The organism is Collimonas humicola, from assembly GCF_018304945.1.
Taxonomy (GTDB): Bacteria; Pseudomonadota; Gammaproteobacteria; order Burkholderiales; family Burkholderiaceae_D; genus Collimonas; species Collimonas humicola.
Genome location: NZ_JAGQEE010000002.1, coordinates 560,568 through 583,644 on the forward strand (window position 1 = coordinate 560,568; position 23,077 = coordinate 583,644).

Below are 23,077 nucleotides of genomic sequence, written 5' to 3' on the forward strand. Positions count from 1 at the left end.
GGATAAAGACGTCCTGCGGCGCCTGATCACCATAATATTGGAGACAACAATGAAATACCTGCGTTTGCGCGCGACCACGGTCGTGCTGATCATGTTATGCCTGATGTACTTCATTACCTATCTGGACCGCGTCAACGTCAGCACCGCCGCGGCGGGATTCGCCAAAGAATTCGATCTGTCGAAAACCCAGATCGGCCTGGTGTTTTCCGCTTTCGCCTATCCCTACCTGGTGTTCCAGATCATCGGCGGCTGGGTCAGCGACAAGTTCGGCGCCAAGCGCACCCTGATCTATTGCGGCATCCTGTGGGGCATCGCCACCATCCTGACCGGTTTCGCCGGCGGCCTGTTTTCGCTGCTGATGGCGCGCCTGCTGCTGGGCCTGGGCGAAGGCGCCACTTTCCCCGCCGCCACCAGCGCCATGTCGCGCTGGGTGACCAAGGAAAACCGCGGCTTCGCGCAGGGCGTCACCCATGCTTTCGCCCGCATTGGCAATGCGGTCGCACCCGCCCTGGTGGTGTTCGTCATGGCCACCCACGGCTGGCGCGAATCCTTCTATATCTGCGGGGTGATCAGCCTGGTCTGGGTACTGGTGTGGGCATTTGTGTTTACCGAACATCCGGAGCAACACCCGCGCATCACCAAGGAAGAGCTGGCGATACTGCCGGCAGTCAAGAAAAACACGCCGAAGATCCCATGGGGACCGCTGTTCAAGCGCATGCTGCCGGTGACCATCGTCTATTTCTGCTACGGCTGGACCTTGTGGCTGTTCCTGAGCTGGATTCCGCAATATTTCCTGCACAGCTACGACCTCGATATCAAGAAATCGGCTTTGTTCGCTTCCAGCGTGTTCTTCGCCGGCGTGGTCGGCGATACCATGGGCGGCATCGTCAGCGACAAAATCCTGAAACGCACCGGCAACCTGAAGCGGGCGCGCAGCCAGATGGTGTCGGTCTGCATGCTGCTGACGCTGTTGTCGCTGCTGCCATTGCTCGTCACCCACAATGTCTATATCTCGATACTTTGCCTGAGCGCCGGCTTCTTCTTTGCCGAAATGACGATAGGTCCGATGTGGGCGATCCCGATGGATATCGCGCCGCAGTACTCGGGCACCGCCAGCGGCATGATGAACACCGGCTCGGCGCTGGCGGCGATCATCTCGCCGGTGCTGTCCGGCTACCTGATCGACCGCTTCGGCAGCTGGGAACTGCCGTTCGTCGGCAGCATGATCCTGATGGGATTCGGCGTGCTGCTGGCGTTCCGCATGCAGCCCGACAGCAAGTTCGAGCATGGCGTGGCGGATGGCGCAGCCAGTCCGATGAAAGCCGGCGCTTAATTGCGCCATGCATCGGCAATTTTCCAAGTTTTTGACAGGACTCCATCATGCTGCTCAAGCCCATCCACCTGGTTCCCCGCAGCCCGACACTGGTGACGCCGCTGGCCGCGCAGCTGCGGCGCGAACTGAAAGGCGAAGTACTGTTTGGCCGGGCCGACCGCGGCCGCTACGCCACCGATGCTTCGATCTACCAGATCATGCCGCTCGGCGTAGTGGTGCCGCACGACCAGGACGACCTGCTGCTGGCGCTGGACATCGCCCGCAACCACCGCATTCCGGTGCTGGCGCGCGGCGCCGGCACCAGCCAGTGCGGCCAGACCGTGGGTGAGGCGCTGGTGCTCGACAACAGTAAATGGCTGAATCAAGTCATCGATTTCGATGCCGCGGCACGCACCGTGACGGTGGAGCCCGGCATGGTGCTCGACCATCTCAACGCCTGGCTCAAGCCGCACGGCTTGTGGTTCCCGGTGGACGTCTCGACCGCGGCCCAGTGCACCATAGGCGGCATGGCCGGCAACAATTCCTGCGGCTCGCGCTCTATCGAATACGGCAACATGGTGCACAACGTCGTTGCCATCGACGCGGTGATGGCGGATGGCACGCAGGGGCGCTTCGGGCGCCTGCAGCAGATGGCAAGCGGCGGCCGCATCGGCGATATCGTCGCAGGATTGCAGCACATCGCCGCGCGCGAACGGAGCGAGATTGCCGAGCGCGTGCCCAAGGTCTTGCGCCGCGTCGGGGGCTACAACATCGATCTCTTCGATTGCCAGAATCCGCGCGCCTATACCGACGACGGCACGGCCAACCTGGCGCACATCCTGGTCGGTTCGGAAGGCACGCTGGCCTACAGCCGCCAGATCACCCTGGCGCTGGCGCCGCTGCCGGCGCACAAGGTGCTGGGCGTGGTGAATTTCCCGACCTTCTACCAGGCGATGGACCTGACCCAGCACATCGTCAAACTCGGCCCGACCGCGGTCGAACTGGTCGACCGCACCATGATCGACCTGTCGATGAGCAATCCGGCTTTCAAGCCGGTCATCGAAAAGGCCCTGAGAGGCCAGCCGCAAGCGATCCTGCTGGTCGAGTTCGCCGGCGAACAGCTAGCTGCGCTGCTGCAAAAGCTGGCCAGCCTGGATGAACTGATGGCCGACCTGCAGCTGCCCGGCGCGGTGGTGCAGATGTCCGGCGCCGCCGAGCAGAAAGCCCTGTGGGATGTGCGCAAGGCCGGCCTCAACATCATGATGAGCATGAAGGGCGACGGCAAGCCGGTGTCCTTCATCGAGGATTGCGCGGTGCCGCTCGAACATCTGGCGGAATACACCAGCCAGCTGACCGAGGTATTCCACCAATACGGCACCGAAGGCACCTGGTACGCCCACGCCAGCGTCGGCACCCTGCACGTGCGGCCGATACTCGACATGCGCCGCGGCGGCGCCAAGGACATGCGGGAAATCGCCGAAGCCGCCTCGGCGCTGGTGCGCAGATACAAGGGCGCCTACTCCGGCGAACACGGCGACGGCCTGTGCCGCGGCGAATGGGTGGCCTGGCAGTACGGTCCGAAGATCAACGCCGCCTTCAGCGAAATCAAGACCTTGTTCGATCCCGACAACCGCTTCAATCCGGACAAGATCGTGCGCCCGCCCAAGATGGACGACGCTGCCAATTTCCGCTTTAAACCCGGCTATGCCGAACTGCCGCACCAGCCCTTGCTGGACTGGTCCGCCTGGAACGTCAAACGCGATCCACTCAGCGGCGAGGAAAGCGCGGCCGGCAGCGGCGGCGACCGCAGCGGCGGCCTCGCCAAGCTGGTGGAAATGTGCAACAACAACGGCCACTGCCGCAAGTTCGACGCCGGCACCATGTGCCCCAGCTACCGCATCACCAAGGATGAAAAGCACGTCACGCGCGGCCGCGCCAACACCTTGCGCCTGGCGCTTTCGGGCCAGCTAGGCAGCGAGGGCCTGGCCAGCGTGGAAGTCAAGGAAGTGCTGGACCTGTGCGTCTCCTGCAAGGGTTGCAAGCGCGATTGCCCGACCGGCGTCGACATGGCCAAGATCAAGATCGAAGCACGCGCCGCCTGGGTCGGCAAGCACGGCCTCGGCCTGCGCGAGCGCATGGTCGGCTTCATGCCGAAATACGCGCCTTACGCAAGCAGGCTGAGTGGCCTGATCGCCGTGGCCGACAAGCTCCCGCTGCTGTCGAACTGGGTCAAGCGGCGCATCGGTTTGGCGCCGCAACGCGCTTTCCCGCAGTTCAAGCGCTCTTTCCTGGCTAGCGCACAATCGGCTGTGACGAGCGAACGCGAAGTGCTGTTGTTCGTCGACACTTTCAACAATTACATGGAACCGGAAAATGCACGCGCTGCCCAGCAAGTGCTCGAAGCCGCCGGCTACAAAGTGCATTTCAACACGGCCGCCGGCGACCGGCCCCTGTGCTGCGGCCGCACCTATCTGTCCGCCGGCCTGGTGGGCCAGGCAAAAGCCGAGGCGCGCAGGACGCTGGACGCCTTGCTGCCCTATGTCGAGCGCGGCATCGCCATCGTCGGACTGGAACCGTCCTGCCTGCTGTCCTTGCGCGATGAATTCCTCGATTACGGCTACGGCGACGAGGCCAAAAAACTGGCGCAGTCGGCCTATCTGCTTGAAGAATTCCTTGTGCGGGAAAAAAAAGCGGGCCGTCTGCAGCTGGATCTGAAGCCGCTGCCGGGCAACAAGGTCTTGCTGCACGGGCATTGCCACCAAAAAGCCTTCGATGCCTTGCGTCCGGTGCAAGTTGTGCTGGAATGGATCCCGCAGATCGAGTTGTCCACGGTTGAATCTTCCTGCTGCGGCATGGCTGGCAGCTTCGGTTACGAGGCCGAGCACTATGAGGCATCGATGGCGATGGCCGAACTCGCGCTGTTGCCGGCGGTGCGCAAGGCTGGCAAGGACAGCATCGTGGTCGCCGACGGTACCAGCTGCCGGCATCAGATCCGGGACGGCGCGGATGCAGCGGCACTGCATGTGGCGCGCGTTTTGGCCATGTCTTTGGCAGCCGGCGGATAGATCGGACTGCGACAAAAAACAAAAGACCCGCAAAGGTCTTTTGTGTTGGTTCAAGTGCTGGTTACCGACGCTCTGTGCGAACGCTGTTCCTCACACATCGCAATCGCTGTCGGTCTTGCGGACGGACAGCACCTGGTTCAGCTTCTGTTTTTCCAGCCGCCGCACCCTGCGCGCCGGGTTGTGCGAAGCATGCGCTCCGGCTTTCCTGGCCCTGGCTGGCGCCACCAGCGGATTGCGCGGCTTCGGCAATTTAATCGTTACTTTCATGATCATCCTTTCACGCAAATGACCTGGCGCAGCGTGTGCACCACCTCGACCAGGTCGGTCTGGTGCGCCATCACCTGGTCGATATCCTTGTAGGCCGCCGGGATCTCGTCGACCACGCCGCCGTCCTTGCGGCATTCGATGCCCTGGGTCTGGTCGGCCAGGTCGAAGCGGTTGAAGCGGCGCTTGGCTTCGCTGCGGCTCATGCGCCGTCCGGCGCCGTGGGAGCAGGAGCAGAACGAATCCGGATTGCCCTTGCCGCGCACGATATAGCTCTTGGCGCCCATGCTGCCGGGAATGATGCCCAGCTCACCCTCGCGCGCCGAGATCGCACCCTTGCGGGTGATGAACAGCTTTTCATTGCCGTGCATTTCCTGCGTCACATAGTTGTGATGGCAGTTGATCGCTTCGCCGTCCAGCTTGAACGGCGGCAGCTGCTGGACCAGGACGTCGACAGCGCGCCGCATCATTTCGCGGCGGTTGATCAGGGCATAGTCCTGCGCCCAGTCCACGGCGTCGACATAATCGTCGAACAGTGCCGATCCTTCGCTGAAGTAGGACAGGTCCTTGTCCGGCAGGTTGATGCGGTTGCGCGCCATATCCTTTTTTGCAGCCGAGATGAAATAGCGGCCGATCACATTGCCGATGCCGCGCGAGCCGGAGTGCAGCATGATCCAGACCCGTTGTTCTTCATCCAGGCAGATTTCGATGAAGTGGTTGCCGCCGCCCAGCGTGCCGATCTGGCAGATCCAGGTCTGGGCGAACTTGTGCTGCATCTTCATGATGCCCTTGTGCCTGGCGACGATGCGGTCCAGGCGGTCGTTCAGCGGACGGCCGACGCGCGCATGGGCCGAACCGCGCACCTTGTCCCATTCGTGCTGCTCGAAGCCGACCGGGATCGATGCTTCGATAGCGCTGCGCAGGCGCGCCAGGTTGTCCGGCAGCTGGCTGGCGGTGAGCGTGGTGCGCACCGCGTTCATGCCGCAGCCGATATCGACGCCGACCGCGGCCGGGATGATGGCGGCGCGCGTCGGAATCACGCTGCCGACGGTGGCGCCGATGCCGGCGTGGACATCCGGCATGGCCGCTACGTGCGGATGGACGATAGGGAGGCTGGCGATGTTCAGCAATTGCTGAAGCGCGCTGTGGTCGATATCGTCGGTAAATATGTGCACGGGCACCAGGCCCTTGTGCAAGCTCTGTTTGATTGGCATAACGTTTTTCTTCGTGATGCCGGCGTCTTTGCCGCGGGCCGGCCATGCCGTGCCCGCAAGAAAACAAAAACCCCGGCGAGTTTCCTCACCGGGGTTCTGGTTGGAACGACCGGCTCGGGTCGGCAATATCGCCGCAGACCCCGAGCAGTCATGCGCGGGGCTATTTATCGTTTGAATTGTTGATAGCCGTCCGTGGCATGGCCGTTCCTTTCCTGTAAAAATGCGTTAGTCGAAAATACCGAGCTGCGATTCTGCACCCGATGAAATCGCAGTGTCAAACACTTCGCCGCCGCGCGGCGCGATTCTGTTGTTTTTGGCGCGAAACGAAGGGGCGAACCCGGCGCTCAAATATCTGGCGGGACTAGTTGAGTTCGCGCATGCGGCTGTGCTTGGGCAAGCGCGCCGCCAGGTAGTCGTGCTGGTCGGCCAGGACGTTGCGGCCGCTCAGCAGATAGTGTTCGGCGCGGCATGGCACGTACGGCACATACAGCAGCGGACGGAAACTTTCCAGCGCTTTGCTGCCTTTTTCCTGATTGCAGTCCTTGCACGCCGTGACGCAATTGGTCCAGGTATCCTTGCCGCCGCGCGAGCGCGCCAGCACGTGGTCGCGCGACAGTTCATTGTGCGGGAAACGGCCGCCGCAGTAGGCGCAGGTGTAGCGGTCGCGGCGGAACAGCAGATCGTTGTGATGGCCCAGCGGCAGTTCCATGTGCAGCATGCGCGCCATGATGGCGCTGCCGGCGATGGCGATGATGGGTTTGACGGCGATGCGGGACTGGATGCCGGCGCGGGAATAACCGCCGCGGAAAACGATGTCGCCGTCGCCGATTTCCCAAGCCACCTTCCCGCTCGCGTAATAGAGCACAGCGTCTTGCGGCGAAATCCAGTCAAACGGATTACCCGCGATATCGAGGGTCAGGATATGGGAGATCATTTGCATCACCTTTGCGGTTGATTATAACCAGCATTTTTGTGTTTCGTCCTTCGTTTGTTGCTTTTTGGCGTGAAGACTGGCGGTGCTGGCGGGGTGGCCTATCGGGAATGATGCGATATCGTCGGGGTCGCAGCCGCGCGCTTCAGCGCGCCAGCTACGGCTAAGCTAAAGCCGCCATTGAGATCTATATTGGGTGCGCCGGCCTGTTTGGAAAGAGGCGGCTGGTAAGTATTGCCGCAGCCGGCGCAGGGACTCGCCCCTGCGCCGTTTTATTCCTGTTTCATTTTGTTGCAATTTCGCAGACGCTGGACAGCCCTTGTTCTGCAAACGTGATCCTTACCGGCAAGAATTGTTCGATGACTTCGGCGTTGGTGAGCGCATGCTGTGACACGCAATCGACCGTAAACCGGCCGCTGCCCGCCAACGCCAGCGGCAACATGATCTGATCGGCCAAGTGTTCGCCGACCGCGGCGCCGGAGGCGATATATTGCCGTACCTGCGAAATTGCCTTTTTTGCAACCACTTCGGAGCGCACCATCTTCTCGCCGAACGCGCAAAACACTTCCGTCACATGCTGCGATTCCAGCGTCACCAGCAAGGCGTTGCCCGGCCCCTGGTCATGCGGCAAGCCGCGGATCGCCAGTTGCGCATCGTCCCAGCCCATCGCGGTCTTGACGCAAGCCAGCTCGCGCTTGGCGACGTCGGCCGGCACGCCGGCGATGAAACTCTCGGCATAACCGGCGACGCGCTCGCCGCGGCTCATCAGTTCCAGCGGCTGCAGCTGCCGGCATGGCGACACTTTCGCCTCGATCTCGCCGCCGCCGGCGGGATAAAAGCCAAAACGTTTCAGTTCGATTTCCAGGTCCGCGCCCATGGCCGCCAGCACGCGGCCGTACGCGCGCTGCAGGAAATGGGCTGGCGGCGCCATCGCGTTATGCGTGCCGCCGGTGATCTTCACCACCGATGGCGCATCCGCATACAGCAAGGCCGGCAGCAGGGTTTGCAGCACCAGGGTGCAGCTGCCGGCGGTGCCGATGGCAAACTGGTAGGCGCCGCCTTTGATCTTGCCCGGCGTGAATTGCAGCGTTTGCGCGCCGACCGCCGCCGAACCGATATCGGCATTGCTGATCCCGGCGGCGGCTTGCACCGCCACCAGATGCTGCCGCATCAATCCAGGCTTGGGGCGGTTAGCCCGGATATTCACAATCCGGAACGGCTGTCCGGTAATCATCGACAAGGTCAGCGCGGTCCGCAAAACCTGGCCGCCGCCTTCCCCTGTTGCTCCATCTAGTTCAATCATGTTCTTCTATTCTTTATTGTTATCGTCGTTACGGCCATGGTCCCGCCGGAACCATGGCCTGCTCCAGGAAAAGCCAGCGCTTAGCCTTTCACGCACACCACTTGTTTCAGGGTATGCACCACTTCCACCAGGGCGCGCTGCGCTTCCATCACCGCATCGATATCCTTGTAAGCCATCGGGATTTCGTCGATGACGTCGGCATCCTTACGGCATTCCACGCCCTGCGTCGCCTTGATCTGGTCGTCCAGCGTGAAACGCTTCTTGGCCTCGGTCCGGCTCATGGTGCGGCCGGCGCCGTGGCTGCAGCTGTGGAAGCTGTCGGCATCGCCTTTACCGCGGACGATGAAGCTTTTCGCCCCCATCGAACCCGGAATGATCCCCAGTTCGCCTGCCCGCGCCGATACCGCGCCTTTGCGGGTCACCAGCACATCCTTGCCGAAGTGGTTTTCCTTCTGCACATAGTTGTGGTGGCAATTCACCGCTTCCACGTGTGTTTCGAAAGGCTTGCTGATCACCGACCGCACTGCTGCAATCAGGTTCTGCATCATCACTTCCCGGTTCATGCGCGCGAATTTCTGCGCCCAGCTCACTGCCTCGATATAGTCGTCATAGTGCTGCGTGCCTTCCGGCAAATACGCCAGGTCCTGGTCCGGCAGGTTGATGAAATGGGTGCGCATGTCCTGTTTGGCCAGTTCGATGAAATGCGAGCCGATGGCGTTGCCCACGCCGCGCGAACCGGAGTGCAGCATGAACCAGACGGCGTTGCTCTCGTCCAGGCAGATTTCAACGAAGTGGTTGCCGGATCCCAACGTTCCAAGGTGCCGGTAGTTATTCGTATTCTTCAACTTTGGCGTCTTCAGGCAAACCAGGTCGAATTCGTCCTTCAGCTGCGCCCAGGCGGCGTCCACCGGCGTCGGCGGGGTTTCCCACGAACCTTTGTCGCGTCCCTTGAAACCGCGCGTCTTCGGAGACATCCCGTGCGGAATGGCTTTTTCGATCGCGCTGCGCAAAGGGTGGAGATTGTCAGGCAGGTCGCGCGCATTCAAGGTGGTCTTGGCCGCCATCATGCCGCAGCCGATATCCACTCCCACCGCGGCAGGTATCACCGCTCCCAGGGTAGGAATCACGCTGCCGATGGTCGAACCCTTGCCGACGTGGACGTCAGGCATCACAGCCAGGTGCTTGTAGATGAACGGCATCTTCGCGGTGTTGCTCAGCTGCTTGCGCGCCTCCGCTTCCACCGGTACGCCGCGGGTCCACATCTTGACGTGGCTTCCGCCTTCGACATTCATTACATCGTATTCTTCGTGTTTCATGATTTTCTTCTTTTAAAAATTAAGGGGATGACAAGTGATGATGAAATGTTTTACTGAGCTATCGGCTGGCGCCGACCCGGGACTTGAACCGGGGACCTTCGAAGCAAGCTTCGCTGCTCTATCCATGTAATTCCATCGGCATTCATCAAAAAAAGTCGGCGACAAGGGGTGGTGAAACGGTGTGCGGTTGCCCGCACGGCGCTCTTTCGGTTGAGCTACGGCGACGCTGCTTTGCCGCCGACGGGATTTGAACCCGTATCTCCCCAGTTTGAATGATGTAGTTCCACCAGCATTCGCCTAAAACCTGCTGCTGCGCGTATTTAAATCCCGACAAGAGTTGACAAGACATTCTGCCAAAGCTGTTCAGCCTGGCAGGCCGGATTCGCACCGGCTATTCTGAATGTAGTCTTGCCTGCATTCGGGGATGCGCACCATTGAGCGACAGTATGACAAGAGGTCGATGTGACGAGACATTTATCGGATGTAATCACACCGGTATTCATACTGCGCTCAAAACCTGTACTGCTGATCCTGATGATCCAGCTCACGGCGAGCTCCTTTATCAGCGCTCTCTGTATCAAGAGAGAGCGTATCAAACTATTAAATAGAGATGGATTGAATTTCACCCACCCACTGTGCAGCACTCAGCTGACCGGCGGCAAAGTCGGCGACAATCCGGAATACATCGTCAGAAAAGCCGCCGATGTTCAAGATGTCTTCCCGTTCCGCCGCCTGCGTCGTGCCGTAAGGCATGACATCGATGCACACCAGTCTGGCGTTCGGGTTGCGCTGCTTGAATGTTTCCCATTCGCGCATCGTTGCCGTTGCACCGCGCCGCGCCGCATCGACCCAGGATTCGTTGTCCGACACAAAAATCACCAGATCCGCCTTCGCCTTGTCCTTGTTCAGCCTTGCCAGCGGTGCGCTGCAATTGGTGCCGCCGCCGCGGATGGCCGCCAGCTTGCTGGCATTTGTCATCACCGAATCGCGCGGATTCAGTTTGCAGGCGACTACATCAACCTCAAACGGCAGCACGACGCTGCCCGGATTCTTGCGCAACATCGCAGCAGCCATCAATGCCGCAATATCGATGCAGCGGATGGCCGATGTGGCAGAACCACGGTAACCGGTCGCTGGCGACTGCATGGAACCCGATACGTCAGGACAAACTACTACTTTTCCAGCAATTTCCGGAACGTTGTTCAGCGCAATTTCCATCGCGTCCTGCAATGCTTCAATAATTTCCACGGGGACCTCTTCATTCGCCGCTCCGCAGGCGGCCATCAACTGATACGGAAACACTCGGGCCTTGGCTATCGCTTCGGCGTCGCGCAGCTTTTCCGCGATGACTGCTGTCATGCCCGGCAGCGCATACACGCCGTGGCGTGCAAACGTATTCAGGTTCATGCGCAACATCTGCCATCCGGCCTGGCGCGCTATCTGTGCCCATTCAACATCTGTCAGTTCCAGCGCTGTCAGCATCTGGAACGGCACATTCGGCAAAGCTTGCGTGCGGTCGGCTTTGTAGGCTTCGAACGCTTTCAATAAAGGCGGCAGCGCTTCAGCGTCATAGGCCTTGCCGATCAGCCATGCAAAAAATGCTTCGCGCCAGGCTTCCACCGGCTTGGGATGGACCATCTTCACCACGTCGGCCAGCGACGGCGCGTTACCGACTGCGGCCGCCAGCAATTCCTTTTCCGAGGCCTGGTTCAGCCACGTCTGCACCAGTTTCTTCGGACGGGTGCCCAGCGATTTGCGGCCGACCGCGCCGGAGCGCAGGATCTGCACAAAATTCCGCAGCATCTTGCCGTTATCGATGACGCGCTTGAAAGTGCGCGGCAGCTCGGGCGCTCCTTTGGCGGCCAGGATGGCCGTCAACAGCGCTGGCATGTCCTTCATGTAGCCGCGTTCGCGGCAATACACGGCGGTCTGCGCAATGAAGCATGCATCGATGTCCTGGCACAGGTCCAAGACCGTTTCCAGCTGTGCTTCGGCGCTGGTGTAAAAGGTAGTATTCAGGCAGCCGGTAGCGGCGTACTGCGCCAGCCGGTGGCGCGGCGACATTGCATAGGCCGCAGCGCCAGCAGCATTGATTGCATTCGCTGGCGGCAGGAATTTGCCTTTCAGGCTTTGGAACAATTGGGTATTGGCCATTTTCATTTCCTCTTTTGTTGATTGCGTTGAGCCGCTAGGGGGCTTGTTCGCGTCGTCTGTTGCTGCGGCAATTTCTATTTATCTGCCGCTTCCATGCCTCCTTTATTGCAACGACTGTGCCAATCGCATCTGCGAGGCTTGGATTTGATGTTAATCAATTGATTTAAAAGAGATTTTTAACGATTTGGCGAAGGTTGGAAGAATTTGTGTGAGATTTGGTTTTTGTGATAAATTATCTTTTTAGATAAGAATTTATCCAATATATGAAAAAGAAGCGCATCGTCGTCATCGGCTTCGTCGGCACCCAGCTCGATAACGGTTCAGGCAGCGGTCGCTGGGAAAAATGGCGGCCGACGGTGGCGCTGACGCAGCATGAAGAGATGGTGGTGGAGCGCTTCGAGCTGCTGTACAGCGGCAAGTATGAAAGCCTGGTGCATCAGGTGCGGCGCGATATCGCGTCGGTCTCGCCGGAAACCGAGGTGATCCCGCGCCAGCTGCCGATCGTCGATCCCTGGGATTTTGAAGATGTCTACGGTAGCGTGTTCGACTTCGCCAAGAGCTACCCCTTCGATACCGACAACGAGGATTACTGGATCCACATCACCACCGGCTCGCACGTGGTGCAGATCTGCATGTTCCTGATGACTGAAGCGCACTACTTCCCGGGGCGCCTGCTGCAGTCGTCGCCGCCGCGCCGGCAGACCGTCGGCGATCCGGGCAGCTATACGTTGATCGATCTCGACCTTTCCCGCTATGACCAGATCGCGCAGCGCTTCTCGCGCGAGCAGGAGGAAGGCGTGGCCTTCCTGAAATCGGGCATTGCCACCCGCAATGCGCGCTTCAATACGATGATCGATGAAATCGAGCGGGTCGCCATCAAATCCAGGGCGCCCATGCTGCTGATGGGGCCGACCGGCGCCGGCAAGTCGTTTCTGGCGCGGCGCGTGTTCGAGCTGAAGAAGGCGCGCCATCAGCTGGACGGCAAATTCGTCGAACTCAATTGCGCGACGCTGCATGGCGACGGCGCCGGCTCGACCTTGTTCGGCCACATCAAGGGCGCCTTCACCGGCGCCGCGGCGGATCGTCCCGGGTTGCTGCGCAGCGCGCACAAGGGCTTGCTGTTCCTGGACGAAATCGGCGAACTCGGCCTGGACGAACAAGCCATGCTGCTGAAGGCGGTCGAGGAAAAGCGCTTCCTGCCGGTGGGTGGCGATAACGAGGTGCAAAGCGATTTCCAGCTGATCGCCGGCACCAACCGCGATCTGTCGCGCGAAGTGGTGGCCGGCCGCTTCCGCGAGGACCTGTATGCGCGCATCAATTTGTGGACCTATGAATTGCCGGGCCTGGTGGACCGCTCCGAAGACGTGGAGCCGAACATCGACTACCTGCTGGCGCAGTTCGGCGCCGAGAATGGCCAGATGGTCAGGCTCAACAAGGAGGCGCGCGATGTTTATATGCGCTTCGCCATGTCGCCGGATGCTTTGTGGATGGGGAATTTCAGGGATTTGTCGGCGTCGGTGACGCGCATGGCGACCCTGGCTGACGCCGGCCGCATTACCGATGCCATCGCAGCGGACGAAATCCGCCGCCTGCAGCGGCTATGGCGTCCCTACGCCGAGCAACCGGCGGCAGCCGGCGCCGTCGATCTCAGCGAAGTGCTGGAACGGGATCAGATAGAACAGATGGACCTGTTCGATGTCATGCAGCTGCAAGCGGTGATCGATATCTGCCGCCGCTCGAAATCGATGTCGGATGCCGGCCGCAAATTGTTTGCCGCATCGCGCAGCGCGAAAGAAAAGCCGAACGATGCGGACCGCCTCAAAAAATACCTGGCCAAATTCGGATTGGGCTGGGAAGCGGTGGCCGGCAGATAGGCATTCGCCGCGCCGGCGCTATCGCTGGGCCAGCACGGTGTCACGCAGCAGGCGGTCCAGCACGGAAAAATCCTGCTGTTCCGGCTGCAGCGGCGGGGAATCGTGGCTGAATCGCTCCAGCGCATGTTCAATGAACTGGTTGATCAGCGGCATGGCTGGCGCATGTTCCGACTCTTTCGCCCGCCGCTTGATGACCAGCAATTCTGCAATGGCATCCTTGAGCGCGGCGTCGCTAATGATGGCGTCGACCATATCCTGGAAGCGCATCGGCACGGCGCCGCGCTGCTGTTCTATCCAGATGCAGGCGAGCAAGGGCCGCAGCACGTATAAATACTTCTTCAGCCGCACCATCTCTCCTTGCAGATATTCGCGGTAATTTTTCCTGGCCATGTGCAGGTAATGATGGAAAGAGCGGTCCGGCCGGCTGACCTGCTCGGCTGCCGCCCGGATCGTGCCCAGGAATGCAGGATCGGCGCGGTAGACGACCGGCGAAGACAGCCATTCCACCAGGGTGGCGTTGCCATTGCGCAGCAGCCCGAGCGCCTTGCGCAGGTCCCAGCCGCTGACGTCGTAGACTTCGCTGATCGGCAGTTCAATCACGTCCCGTCCCGGGAACACAGTCAGATACCAGTCCGGCTGGTGGGCATAGATGAAGCGCACGTCGTAGTCGCTGTCGGGTGAGGCAAAGCCCCAGCCGCGGCTGCCCGATTCGCAGGCGAACAGGATTTTCACGGCATGCTCTGCTTCGACTTGAGCAAGCGTGGCGTTGATCTGGGTGCGCACATCGGGGTCTATGGGATGTTCGGTGTCGTGATCGTAGGTGGCGGACATGGCGCGGATAAAATTGCTTAGCTTAGCCTAATGGGCAAATCAGGACAAATGACTTTGCCGGGTAAATCGCGACATCGCGCGTCGGCGGCTGGAGCACGCAGTCCGCGCCCATTGCATAGGCAAGTTACTTGGCAGACAATACCAGGGCCAATTACAACCAGCGAGCTGACTATATGATCCTGTGGGGAATTCTTTGCGGTGGGGTGCTGGGTTGGCTGTGGCCTAATGCCGGATATGGCGATGTCGGCGTATTTGCCGGCGGCGTGCTCGGCCTCGTGGCCGGCCTGGGCTTGCGTTACGCGATCCGGGGAGAAATCGCTGCCGGCAATGAAAAGCTGCGCAAGCAGATGCAAGAATGGTTGAAGAGTCAGCCAAACCTGGATGGCAGTCCGCCGGCGCCCAATTTGAATCCGGGCGCCAAGCCTGCCATGGACCGGGCGGCCGCGGTGAATGCTTCCGTCTATCCGCCAGCGCCTCCAGTGATGCCGGCCGCCTCGGCCGGCGCGCCCCTGCCGGATGCTTTGCCCAGGATACAGGCGCCGCCATCGGCGCCTGCAGCGCGCAAACCGCCTCCTGTTCCGGCGCCGCCCAACCCGCTGGACCTGGCCATCGCCGCCGCCAGGAACTGGCTCCTCGGCGGCAATACCATCATCCGCGCCGGCCTGGTGATCCTGTTCATCGGCCTCTCCTTCCTGGCCAGTTACGCCGCCTCTGCCGGCTTGTTTCCGGTGGAATTGCGGCTGGCGGCGGTTGCGGTGGCCGGGATTGCGCTGCTGGCGGTGGGTTTCGGCAAGCGCCGGATAAAGCCGGCGTTTGCGCTGGCGCTGCAGGGCGGCGGCGTGGCGGTGATCTATCTGACGGTGTTTGCCGCTTTCCGTTTGTTTAGCCTGATCCCGCCCTTGCCGGCGTTCGGCCTGATGATCGTGGTGTGCGCGCTAAGCTGTGCGCTGGCGCTGTTGCAGGATTCGCGCGGGCTGGCGGTGGCGGCGTTTGCCGGCGGCTTTGCGGTGCCGCTGCTGCTGTCGACGGGAGGCGGCAGCAGCGTCGGCTTGTTCAGCTATTACACGGTGCTGAACCTGGCGATCCTGTTCATTGCTTATAAGCGCTCGTGGCGGGTTCTGAATATGGTGGGATTCGTGGCCACTTTCGGCGTTGCCACTACCTGGGGCGTGCTGAAGTACGATCCGGCGCTGTACCTGAGCTCGCAACTGTTCCTGATTCTGTTCGTGCTGATCTACGTGACGGCGGCGATCCTGTATGCCCGCAATACTCCCACCAGGCTTGGGAATGCAGTGGACAGCACCTTGATGTTCGGCACTGCGCTGATCGGCTTTGGCCTGCAAGTCGGGCTGGCCAGCCAGTTCAAGCTGGGCAGCGCGTTCTCGGCGCTTGGCTTCGCCGCCCTGTATCTGCTGCTGGCCGCCCTGTTGATGCGGCGTGGACGGCAGAACTACCGTCTGATGATCGAATCCATGCTGGCCATCGGCATCGGTTTCGTGACGCTGGCGGTGCCGTTGGCGCTGGACGTGCGCTGGACTTCGGCAGTATGGGCGCTGGAAGGCGCCGGCGCCTTCTGGGTCGGCATGCGCCAGGCGCGCTGGATGCCGCGTGCCTTTGGCCTGCTGCTGCAGGTGGTTGCCGGCGGCGCCTTCCTGGCGGCGCTCGATGACAATGTGGCGGCCTGGCCTCTGGCCAACCCGATGTTCATCGGCGCCATGTTCATTGCGCTGCCGGCGCTGGCTATTGCCTGGTGGCTGCGGGCTCCGTTGCTGCACAGCGATTCGGCCTGGGCCAGGTCCTATGTGAAAGCAGAGGCATTGCTGGCTCAGCCGGCCTACCTGTATGGCTTCGCGTTCTGGTGCCTGGCCTGGATTGTCGAAGCATGGCGCAGCGTGCCCGGCAGCGAAGCCGGCATGGCAGCGCAGCCCTTGTTCAGCGCCGGCACGCAGCAGTTGCTGACCATGCTGGCCCTGGTGGCGAGCGCCTGGCTGTGGTCGCTGCTGGGGCGCAAGAGCGGTTGGGCGGTCGCCACCTGGCCGAGCCGCCTTACCCTGTTGCCGCTAGTGCTGGCGTTGATTGTCCAGGAATTGTCGGATTTCCGCGTTCTCGCTACGCCGGCCTGGGCGATCTGGCTGGCGGCGCTGGCTTTGCATTTCCGCATGCTCTATCAAAACGATACCGATGCCGGCGCCAGCACCGGCGTACTCAGGCTCAATCGCGCCATGCACGTCGGCGGCGTCTGGCTGCTGACGCTGCTGCTGGCGGATTGCCTGTGGTTCTGGATCGCCCGCGCCCATCTCTGGCAAACCTCGTGGGCCAGCGTCGTGCTGCTGGTCAGCATCATCGCCATCTTGCTGTTGCTGTCGCTGTGGGCGGGCAAGGCGAACCGGCTGGCGACGCTGGCGGAATTCGGCTGGCCGCGCAATCCGCATGCGGTGGCTTATTACTGGCATGCGGCGATGCCGCTGGTGCTGCTGGTGTATGCCGGAGCCTTGCTGATGGCCCTGCTGTCATCCGGGCATACCGAGCCGCTACCGTATATTCCCTTGCTTAATCCCACGGACCTGGCGTTGGCGCTGGCTTTGGGCGCCCTGCTGTTGTGGCGCCGCGTGGCGAGTGCGGCGCAGCCCTTGCCGGCTGCCGCGGCCTGGGTGGCGCGCAGAGAGACGCTGCTCGCGCTGGCGGCGCTGGCCTTTGTCGCGCTCAATACGGTCTGGCTGCGCATCGCCCACCATTTCTTCGGCGTCCGCTGGGATGGTCCGGCCTTGTTCGACAGTTTCGTGGTGCAGACCGGTATCGCCATCCTTTGGACGTTGCTGGCGCTCGGCCTGATGCTGCTGGCGCACCGGCGTGCGCAGCGCGCCTTGTGGCTGACCGGCGCCGGCCTGCTGGGGCTGGTGGTGGTCAAACTGCTGCTGGTCGATTTGTCGAATGCCGGCGGCGCCGAACGCATCATTACCTTTATTGCCGTCGGCGTCCTGATGCTGGTGGTCGGTTATTTCGCTCCGCTGCCGCCCAAAGCCTTGGCTGCGCACCCCAATCCTATGGAGAACAAGCAAGCATGAGACATTTTCCAGGTTTGAGCTGGCTGGCCGTCGCCTGCGTTCTGGCGACGCCGCTGGCGGCATGGCCGGCAAGCGATCCGAACGTCATGCAATCCTATGCGCTACGGCTGCCGGTGCACTTCAACGGCGATGCCTCGTTACAGCGCCTGCTGCTGCCGGCGCAGGTACTGGCGAATCTGCAAAGCGGCGGCATGAGCGACTTGCGCATCTTCAATGGCCAAGGCCAGCCGCTCTCTATGGCCTGGTCGGATAGCGCCAGTCTGCGGCAAACTGAACATCGTAAGCTGGTCCTGCCGTCATTGCCGGTCATGGGTGCGCCGGATGCCGGGGATCTCTCCGCTTCCTCATTGCGCATCGAGGAGCAGCAAGGCAAGCGCGTGGTGCAAATCGATAGCGGCGCCGCTGCCGGCCAGCAGTCCGTAAAAGTGCTGGGCGCCTTGCTGGATACCCGCGCCATCGCCGATCCGGTGGTGGATATGGCGCTCGATGTCGATCTGCCCGATGCCCAGCCGATTACCTTTACCGTGCAGGCCAGCGCGGATTTGAAAGGCTGGCGGCCGCTGGCGGAAACCGTTTTGTATCGGGCCGGTGCCGGCCATCTTGGCGCCGACCATGTGGAGTTGCCCGGCGCCAGTCTCAAGGACCAGTATCTGCGCGTAAGCTGGACCGACGCCGGCGGACATGCGGCGCCGGTGACCATGCGCGGCGCCACCCTGACGACCGCGCGCGGCATCGGCAGCGCGCCCAGGGTCAGTGCTGCCTTGGCCGCGCCGCAGCTGCTCAATCCGTACGAGCTGCGCTTTGCCCTGCCCTTTGCGACGCCGCTGGCGGCGCTGAAGATCAAGGCGGCGGGGGACAATTTCCTGATCCCGGTCCGGGTGCTGGGCCGTAACGACCCCGGCCAGCCATGGACCTCGCTCGCAGCCGGCGTCATTTATCATTTGCAGACGGCCGGCAAAGTGCAGGATAGCGCCGCGCTCGAATTGCCGCCGACGGCGTTCCGTGAAATCAAGATCGAAGCCGACAAGAAGAGCGCCGGGTTCAGCGCGGCGCCGGACATTACCCTGGAGTTCGAACCTGTCCAGATCGTGGCGCTGGTCAGCGGCCAGCCGCCGTTCACCTTGGCGGCTGGCCTGGCCAATGCAGCCAGTCCCTACCTGCCGATGCAAAGCCTGCTGCCCGGCTATCGCGCGGCGCAAGAAAACAGTTTGCCGCTGGCGACGGTCGACGGCGCTGCCGCGGTGGTGCAGGCTACCGCCAGCCGCGACGGGGCGCCGGTCCGCAATCTTGCGCTGTGGGGCGTACTGCTGACGGCCGTCTTGGCGCTGGGAGCGATGGCCTGGGTGCTGCTCAAGCAGAATGACAAGGGGCCGGCTGGAGGGCAATGATCTTGCAGCCGCTTGTCTGGCTCAGCGCAGATACGGATAAGTGAAGCCAATGAAGTGCACGGCATTGACCGCGATATGGGCGATGATCGGCGCTTCGATGCGCTGTGTGGCGTAATAAGCGTAGGCATAGCCGAAGCCGGCGATGGTCGCCAGCATGACATAAACGCCGCCGCCGGCTGCATGCGCCGCGCCGAACAGCAACGCGGAGCAAACCAGCGCTGCCATCGGACCATGACGAAAGCGCGCCAGCGATGCAGCCAGGCGGTCTTGCAGCACGCCGCGGAAAAAAGCCTCTTCCGCCACCACCGTAAAGAACAGATTGGTTGCCAGGAACAGCGCGGTGGTCTGGCTCAGCTTGACATCCGCTTTGACATAGCCGACCCAGGTCGCCGCTCCCAGCACCGCGATCGTGGTCGCCAGTACTGCCGGCCAGGTTTTTTTCAACAGATCGCGCCAGGCCGCGGCGGAATCCGCGCGGCGGCACAGCAATGCCAGCAGCACCAGGCCGGCGGCGCCCTTGTCGAAGTTTGCATACTGGCTGAACGGCGCGGCGCCGGCTGACAGCGTCAGGGCGGAAATCAGCAGCGGATTGTTGAATCCCGGCAGGCGGTGCAAGGCCAACGCCAGCGCCACGATTGCGGCAGCGGCGGTCAGCAGGATGCGGGAAACGGATGGTTGCCTGGCGGTAGCCGCCAGATAGGCTATGCCGCAAAAAATCGCCAACGCCGCTGCCGACCAGGGATTGAGGACGCCGGCGGCGAGGCCGCAGCAGGCCGCGGCGACGAAGCATCCGCTCCAGGGCGGCAGCGCCATGCGCCGGCTGATACGGACAGGCGGCAGCCACACTGCGCAGATCGCCGCAGCAAGCAAGATAAAGGTAAGAGCGGTCAATCCGGAAATAGCCATGGCGGAAGCGTCAGGAAGCCGCCGGCGGCCCCTTCAGCTCCACCACGTTGCCTTCCGGATCGCTGATATAGATCGACGGCCCTTCGCCTTCGGCGCCATTCCTGGAAGCCAGCGGACCGGCATCGACCCGGTGCGCCAGCAGATGGCTGCGGATGGCGGCTTCGTCGAAGGGTTCGACGCGGAAGCAGAAATGGTCGAGGTTGCGTCCCTCCTTGCCCGGCGCGGCGCCGCCGGCGCTGCCGAGCTTGCCGTCGACCGGCACCAGGTCGAGCAGCGCACTGCCGGCGCGCAGCTGCACGAGGCCGATTTCTTCCTGTCGCCGTTCGACGCTGCAGCCCAGCACATCGCAGTAGAAATGCAGCATCTTGCCGAGGTCTGCCACTCTCAAGACCAGGTGGTCGATTTCGCGGATTTTTATCATCTTGGCTTCGTTCAAAATTCTTATTGTAGACCGCCGGCCGCTATGGCGTCTTGCGCGACACCACCAGCTTGGAAATGAACAGCTGGACGATTTCGCCATGCTGGTTGCGGGTCTCGCTGCGCAGCTTCACCATGCCGCGGTCCGGCCGCGAACGCGAAGGCGTCACCTCCAGCACTTCGCTTTCCACATGCAGGATATCGCTGGCGCGGGTCGGGCGCGGCCAGCTCAGTTCGCCGCCGGAACCGATGATGCCGCCCTGCAGCGGCATGCCGCTGGTGACCAGCAGGCGCATCGTGATGGCGGCCAGCCCGCCAAACAGGGTTTCCCTGGCGGCGGCGTCGCTGAGGTGGAACGGCTGCGGATCGAACTGCTGCGCAAACGCCAGGATCTGCTGCTCGTCCATGGCGTGCTCGCCGCTGACGAAGAGTGAGCCGACGGTGAGGTCGTCCAGGTACAGCGCGGGTTGCGGGGAACTGCTATGTTGGTTCATGACGGCTTCCTAGGGTTTGTTCAAAGCTTGCGGCGCCCGTCTTCCCAGGCAGGCCGATGCCGGAGAAACGTTGCCTGAATGTGCGCTACCGTACAGATTCAATCTTACATCGCGCCTACAGTGGCATCATGATTGCGGATAAAGATGCAGCCGCATCTCGATCACTGCGACGCGGCTGTTGCCTGGGCCGCTTGCCGTCGCTCATGGATGCCGAATCAAGGATGCCTGATCCGATCAGGGATATCGTCCGGAACTGGAGGGCTTGAGGCTTACGTAAAATTGCCAGTTTGTACATGCATCGTGAAGTGCGGTATATCATCTGTAACGTTATTCATTTGTCATCCACATCTCGTTGGAGAAAAAAATGCAAAAAAAATCCCTATTCCCAAGCAAGACCCTTGCCGCCGTCGCTGTCGCCCTGGCTAGCGTCACCTTCGCCGGCTGCACCACCACCATGCCAGGCAAGGATGCCAGTTCGCAAACCAGCCGCTCCGACATCAATGCCGGCATAGACGCCACTTTGTCGAAACTGTACCAGACCGCGCCGGCTTCACGCGAGCTGGTCGCGCGCGCCAAGGGCGTCCTGGTCTTCCCGCAAGTGCTGCAAGCCAGCTTCGTGCTGGGCGCTGAATACGGCAAGGGCGCGCTGCGCGTCGGCAACCGTACCGAAGGCTATTACAGCACCACTGCCGGTTCCGTCGGTTTCCAGGCTGGCGCGCAATCGAAAGCCATCGTGCTCTTGTTCATGACGCAAGACGCTTTGGATAAATTCCGCAACAGTAACGGCTGGACCGTCGGCGCCGACGCCACCGTGGCGCTGGCTAACATCGGCGCCAACGGCAATATCGATACCAACACGGCGCAGCAGCCTATCGTCGGTTTCGTCACCACCAACGGCGGCCTGATCGCCGGCGTTTCGCTGCAAGGCGCCAAGATCACCAAGATCACGCTGTAAGCAGCGCAGCCTCAGGCAGTCCTGAAGTCGATACGGCATCTTCGGATGCCGTATTTTTTTATCCGCGGCGATTTGCCAGATCCGATCCTAGTCGCTCAACAGCTCGGCGATCGCCTGCATGCCGTCGACCTGCTTGGCGACCACCTTGACGATGACGATGATCGGTATCCCCAGCAGCAAGCCCCATATTCCCCACAGCCAGCCCCAGAACAGCAGCACGATAAACACCGCCGCGGCATTCATCTTGGCGATGCGGCCGGTCATCCAGGTCGTCACGAAGGTGCCGACCAGGGTGGCGATCGCCAGCGTGGAGGCGGCGACCAGCAGCATCATGTAGAAGGAATCGAACTGCATGAAGGCGGTGACGCCGGTCGCCGCCGCGATGAGCAGGGGGCCGAAATAGGGAATGATGTGCAGGAAGCCGCCGGCCAGGGCCCAGGCGCCGGCGTTTTCCAAGCCGATCCAGCGGAATGCGACCCACATCAGCACCGCCAGCAGGGAGTTCGTCACCAGCAGCATGAACATATACCTTTGGATCGAGGAATTGATTTCGAGCAGGATGCTGACGGCGATCTTTTTGTTCGACAGCGACGGTCCGGTCAGTTTCACCAGCTTGCGCTTGAACTTGTCGCCGGACAGCAAAAGGAAAAACACCAGGAAGGCCACCATGGTGGCCTGGCCGATGAAAATCATGGCGCCCATCGAACCGGTCCATATCCATTCGCTGAGCTGGAAGGAGGGCGGCGCGACCACCGCCGGCGCCGGCCGTTTGGCGTCGGGCCGCACGCCGGCAGCCTGGCCGGCGGCGCTTTCGATTTCGTTGGCGGCCGCCTGCATTTTCTGGATCGTGCTGGTTTGCCCGCCCTGGTTCCTGGCGCTGACGATGGCCCGCGACAATTGATGGGCGGCGGCTGGCAGGCGTTCCATGATGGACTGGAATTCACCGCGCAAGGAATAGCCGACCTGGGCCAGGCCCAGCATCAGCGTCGCCATCACCAGGCAGGTGCCGAACAGGCGCGGCACGCGGATGTGCTCCAGCCAGACCACCAGCGGATTCAAGGTATAGGCGATGAAAATCCCGAACACCAGCGGCACCAGGAATTTTTGCCCCCATTGCAGCGCGAACACCAGGGCCAGCACGGTGAGGATGTGCAGGCAAAGGCTGCGCACGTGCGTGGAGCTGTGGGAGACCAGCGGCGCCAGCGGACCGGTCATCGGCGTTTCGGCTGCCGCTTGCGCCGCCGGCTGGTCCGGTGGCGCCTGCGTCGGCGCCGGTTGAGGGGGCGCGGCGTTGCCGGCATCCACTGTTGCATCTGCGCTGATTGAGTTCATGGGAGTAGTTGATTTCACGTGTTGATTGCTCGTCATGGAGGCAAAGCCGATAGCAGCAGCATATACGGGCTGGAATGCCGGCTCGGTGCGTCAGCACACAGAGCCGGTTTGATTTTTCAAGAGCAATTGTGCGCCTGATATCTGCCTGAAACTTATATTTGTGCACGTTTATCCGCATCCTGATAGTCAGAAAGACAAGCAAGCGGACGCTTCCCGGCGGCCGATTCCTCTGGCGGCGGAAAAGGGGTATTCTTGA

17 protein-coding genes are annotated in these 23,077 nt (G+C 61.8%); 6 read left to right on the forward strand and 11 right to left on the reverse strand.

Going from position 1 to position 23,077, the window contains the following annotated elements; translation table 11 throughout:
• The first annotated feature begins 49 nt into the window (after positions 1–49).
• Both KHU30_RS11220 and KHU30_RS11225 read left to right on the forward strand, forming a co-directional pair.
• Positions 50–1,333, forward strand: a complete 1,284-nt coding sequence (locus tag KHU30_RS11220; protein ID WP_211442712.1) for an MFS transporter — start codon at positions 50–52, stop codon at positions 1,331–1,333.
• A 47-nt stretch (positions 1,334–1,380) separates the two neighbouring features.
• Positions 1,381–4,377 (forward strand): FAD-binding and (Fe-S)-binding domain-containing protein, encoded by a 2,997-nt coding sequence (locus tag KHU30_RS11225; protein ID WP_211442713.1) that lies wholly within the window; start codon positions 1,381–1,383, stop codon positions 4,375–4,377.
• A 90-nt stretch (positions 4,378–4,467) separates the two neighbouring features.
• Here the strand turns inward: KHU30_RS11225 and KHU30_RS11230 are convergent, their stop codons facing one another.
• The 6 genes from KHU30_RS11230 to KHU30_RS11255 form a co-directional block, all read right to left on the reverse strand.
• The gene (locus tag KHU30_RS11230) at positions 4,468–4,644 is read right to left on the reverse strand and encodes a hypothetical protein (protein WP_230427321.1); all 177 of its coding nucleotides are present in this window, start codon (positions 4,642–4,644) and stop codon (positions 4,468–4,470) included.
• A gap of 2 nt (positions 4,645–4,646) precedes the next feature.
• Positions 4,647–5,855, reverse strand: coding sequence for an RtcB family protein (locus KHU30_RS11235; RefSeq protein ID WP_211442715.1), 1,209 nt, complete (start codon positions 5,853–5,855; stop codon positions 4,647–4,649).
• Between the two features lie 361 nt (positions 5,856–6,216).
• Entirely contained in the window at positions 6,217–6,789 is a 573-nt protein-coding gene (locus KHU30_RS11240) for an HNH endonuclease (protein ID WP_211442716.1), read from the reverse strand.
• A gap of 280 nt (positions 6,790–7,069) precedes the next feature.
• Positions 7,070–8,089 carry an RNA 3'-terminal phosphate cyclase gene (gene rtcA, locus KHU30_RS11245; protein ID WP_211442717.1) on the reverse strand — a complete coding sequence of 340 codons (1,020 nt, stop codon included), beginning with the start codon at positions 8,087–8,089 and terminating at the stop codon, positions 7,070–7,072.
• An 80-nt stretch (positions 8,090–8,169) separates the two neighbouring features.
• On the reverse strand, positions 8,170–9,405 hold the full coding sequence (locus KHU30_RS11250) for an RtcB family protein (protein WP_211442718.1): 1,236 nt from the start codon (positions 9,403–9,405) through the stop codon (positions 8,170–8,172).
• A gap of 600 nt (positions 9,406–10,005) precedes the next feature.
• Entirely contained in the window at positions 10,006–11,559 is a 1,554-nt protein-coding gene (locus tag KHU30_RS11255) for a vWA domain-containing protein (protein WP_211442719.1), read from the reverse strand.
• Positions 11,560–11,822: 263 nt separating this feature from the next.
• On the opposite strand from KHU30_RS11255, the gene rtcR reads away from it, so the two are divergent.
• A complete protein-coding gene (rtcR, locus tag KHU30_RS11260; RefSeq protein WP_211442720.1) occupies positions 11,823–13,433 on the forward strand; it encodes an RNA repair transcriptional activator RtcR in 1,611 nt (536 codons plus the stop codon).
• 18 nt (positions 13,434–13,451) lie between these two features.
• On the opposite strand, the gene KHU30_RS11265 is transcribed toward rtcR, so the two are convergent.
• Entirely contained in the window at positions 13,452–14,264 is an 813-nt protein-coding gene (locus tag KHU30_RS11265) for a nucleotidyltransferase domain-containing protein (RefSeq protein WP_211442721.1), read from the reverse strand.
• A 128-nt stretch (positions 14,265–14,392) separates the two neighbouring features.
• Between KHU30_RS11265 and KHU30_RS11270 the strand changes: the two genes are divergently transcribed.
• Positions 14,393–17,329, forward strand: coding sequence for a DUF2339 domain-containing protein (locus KHU30_RS11270; protein WP_230427322.1), 2,937 nt, complete (start codon positions 14,393–14,395; stop codon positions 17,327–17,329).
• Complete coding sequence (locus tag KHU30_RS11275) at positions 17,326–18,717, forward strand: DUF3999 domain-containing protein (protein WP_211442722.1); 1,392 nt, start codon at positions 17,326–17,328, stop codon at positions 18,715–18,717. Before KHU30_RS11270 ends, KHU30_RS11275 begins: the two co-directional genes overlap by 4 nt.
• Before the next feature lie 21 nt (positions 18,718–18,738).
• Here KHU30_RS11275 and KHU30_RS11280 read toward each other — a convergent pair whose 3' ends face one another.
• Genes KHU30_RS11280 through KHU30_RS11290 form a run of 3 tightly spaced genes read right to left on the reverse strand, consistent with a single transcriptional unit; the run spans position 18,739 to position 20,534 of the window.
• Positions 18,739–19,623 carry a CPBP family intramembrane glutamic endopeptidase gene (locus tag KHU30_RS11280; RefSeq protein ID WP_211442723.1) on the reverse strand — a complete coding sequence of 295 codons (885 nt, stop codon included), beginning with the start codon at positions 19,621–19,623 and terminating at the stop codon, positions 18,739–18,741.
• Positions 19,624–19,633: 10 nt separating this feature from the next.
• Positions 19,634–20,044 carry a VOC family protein gene (locus tag KHU30_RS11285; protein ID WP_211442724.1) on the reverse strand — a complete coding sequence of 137 codons (411 nt, stop codon included), beginning with the start codon at positions 20,042–20,044 and terminating at the stop codon, positions 19,634–19,636.
• Between the two features lie 40 nt (positions 20,045–20,084).
• Positions 20,085–20,534, reverse strand: a complete 450-nt coding sequence (locus KHU30_RS11290) for a MaoC family dehydratase (RefSeq protein ID WP_211442725.1) — start codon at positions 20,532–20,534, stop codon at positions 20,085–20,087.
• 364 nt (positions 20,535–20,898) lie between these two features.
• Between KHU30_RS11290 and KHU30_RS11295 the strand changes: the two genes are divergently transcribed.
• Positions 20,899–21,489, forward strand: a complete 591-nt coding sequence (locus tag KHU30_RS11295; RefSeq protein ID WP_211442726.1) for a BPSL1445 family SYLF domain-containing lipoprotein — start codon at positions 20,899–20,901, stop codon at positions 21,487–21,489.
• An 87-nt stretch (positions 21,490–21,576) separates the two neighbouring features.
• On the opposite strand, the gene KHU30_RS11300 is transcribed toward KHU30_RS11295, so the two are convergent.
• Positions 21,577–22,821, reverse strand: coding sequence for an AI-2E family transporter (locus KHU30_RS11300; RefSeq protein ID WP_230427323.1), 1,245 nt, complete (start codon positions 22,819–22,821; stop codon positions 21,577–21,579).
• Positions 22,822–23,077 lie beyond the last annotated feature (256 nt).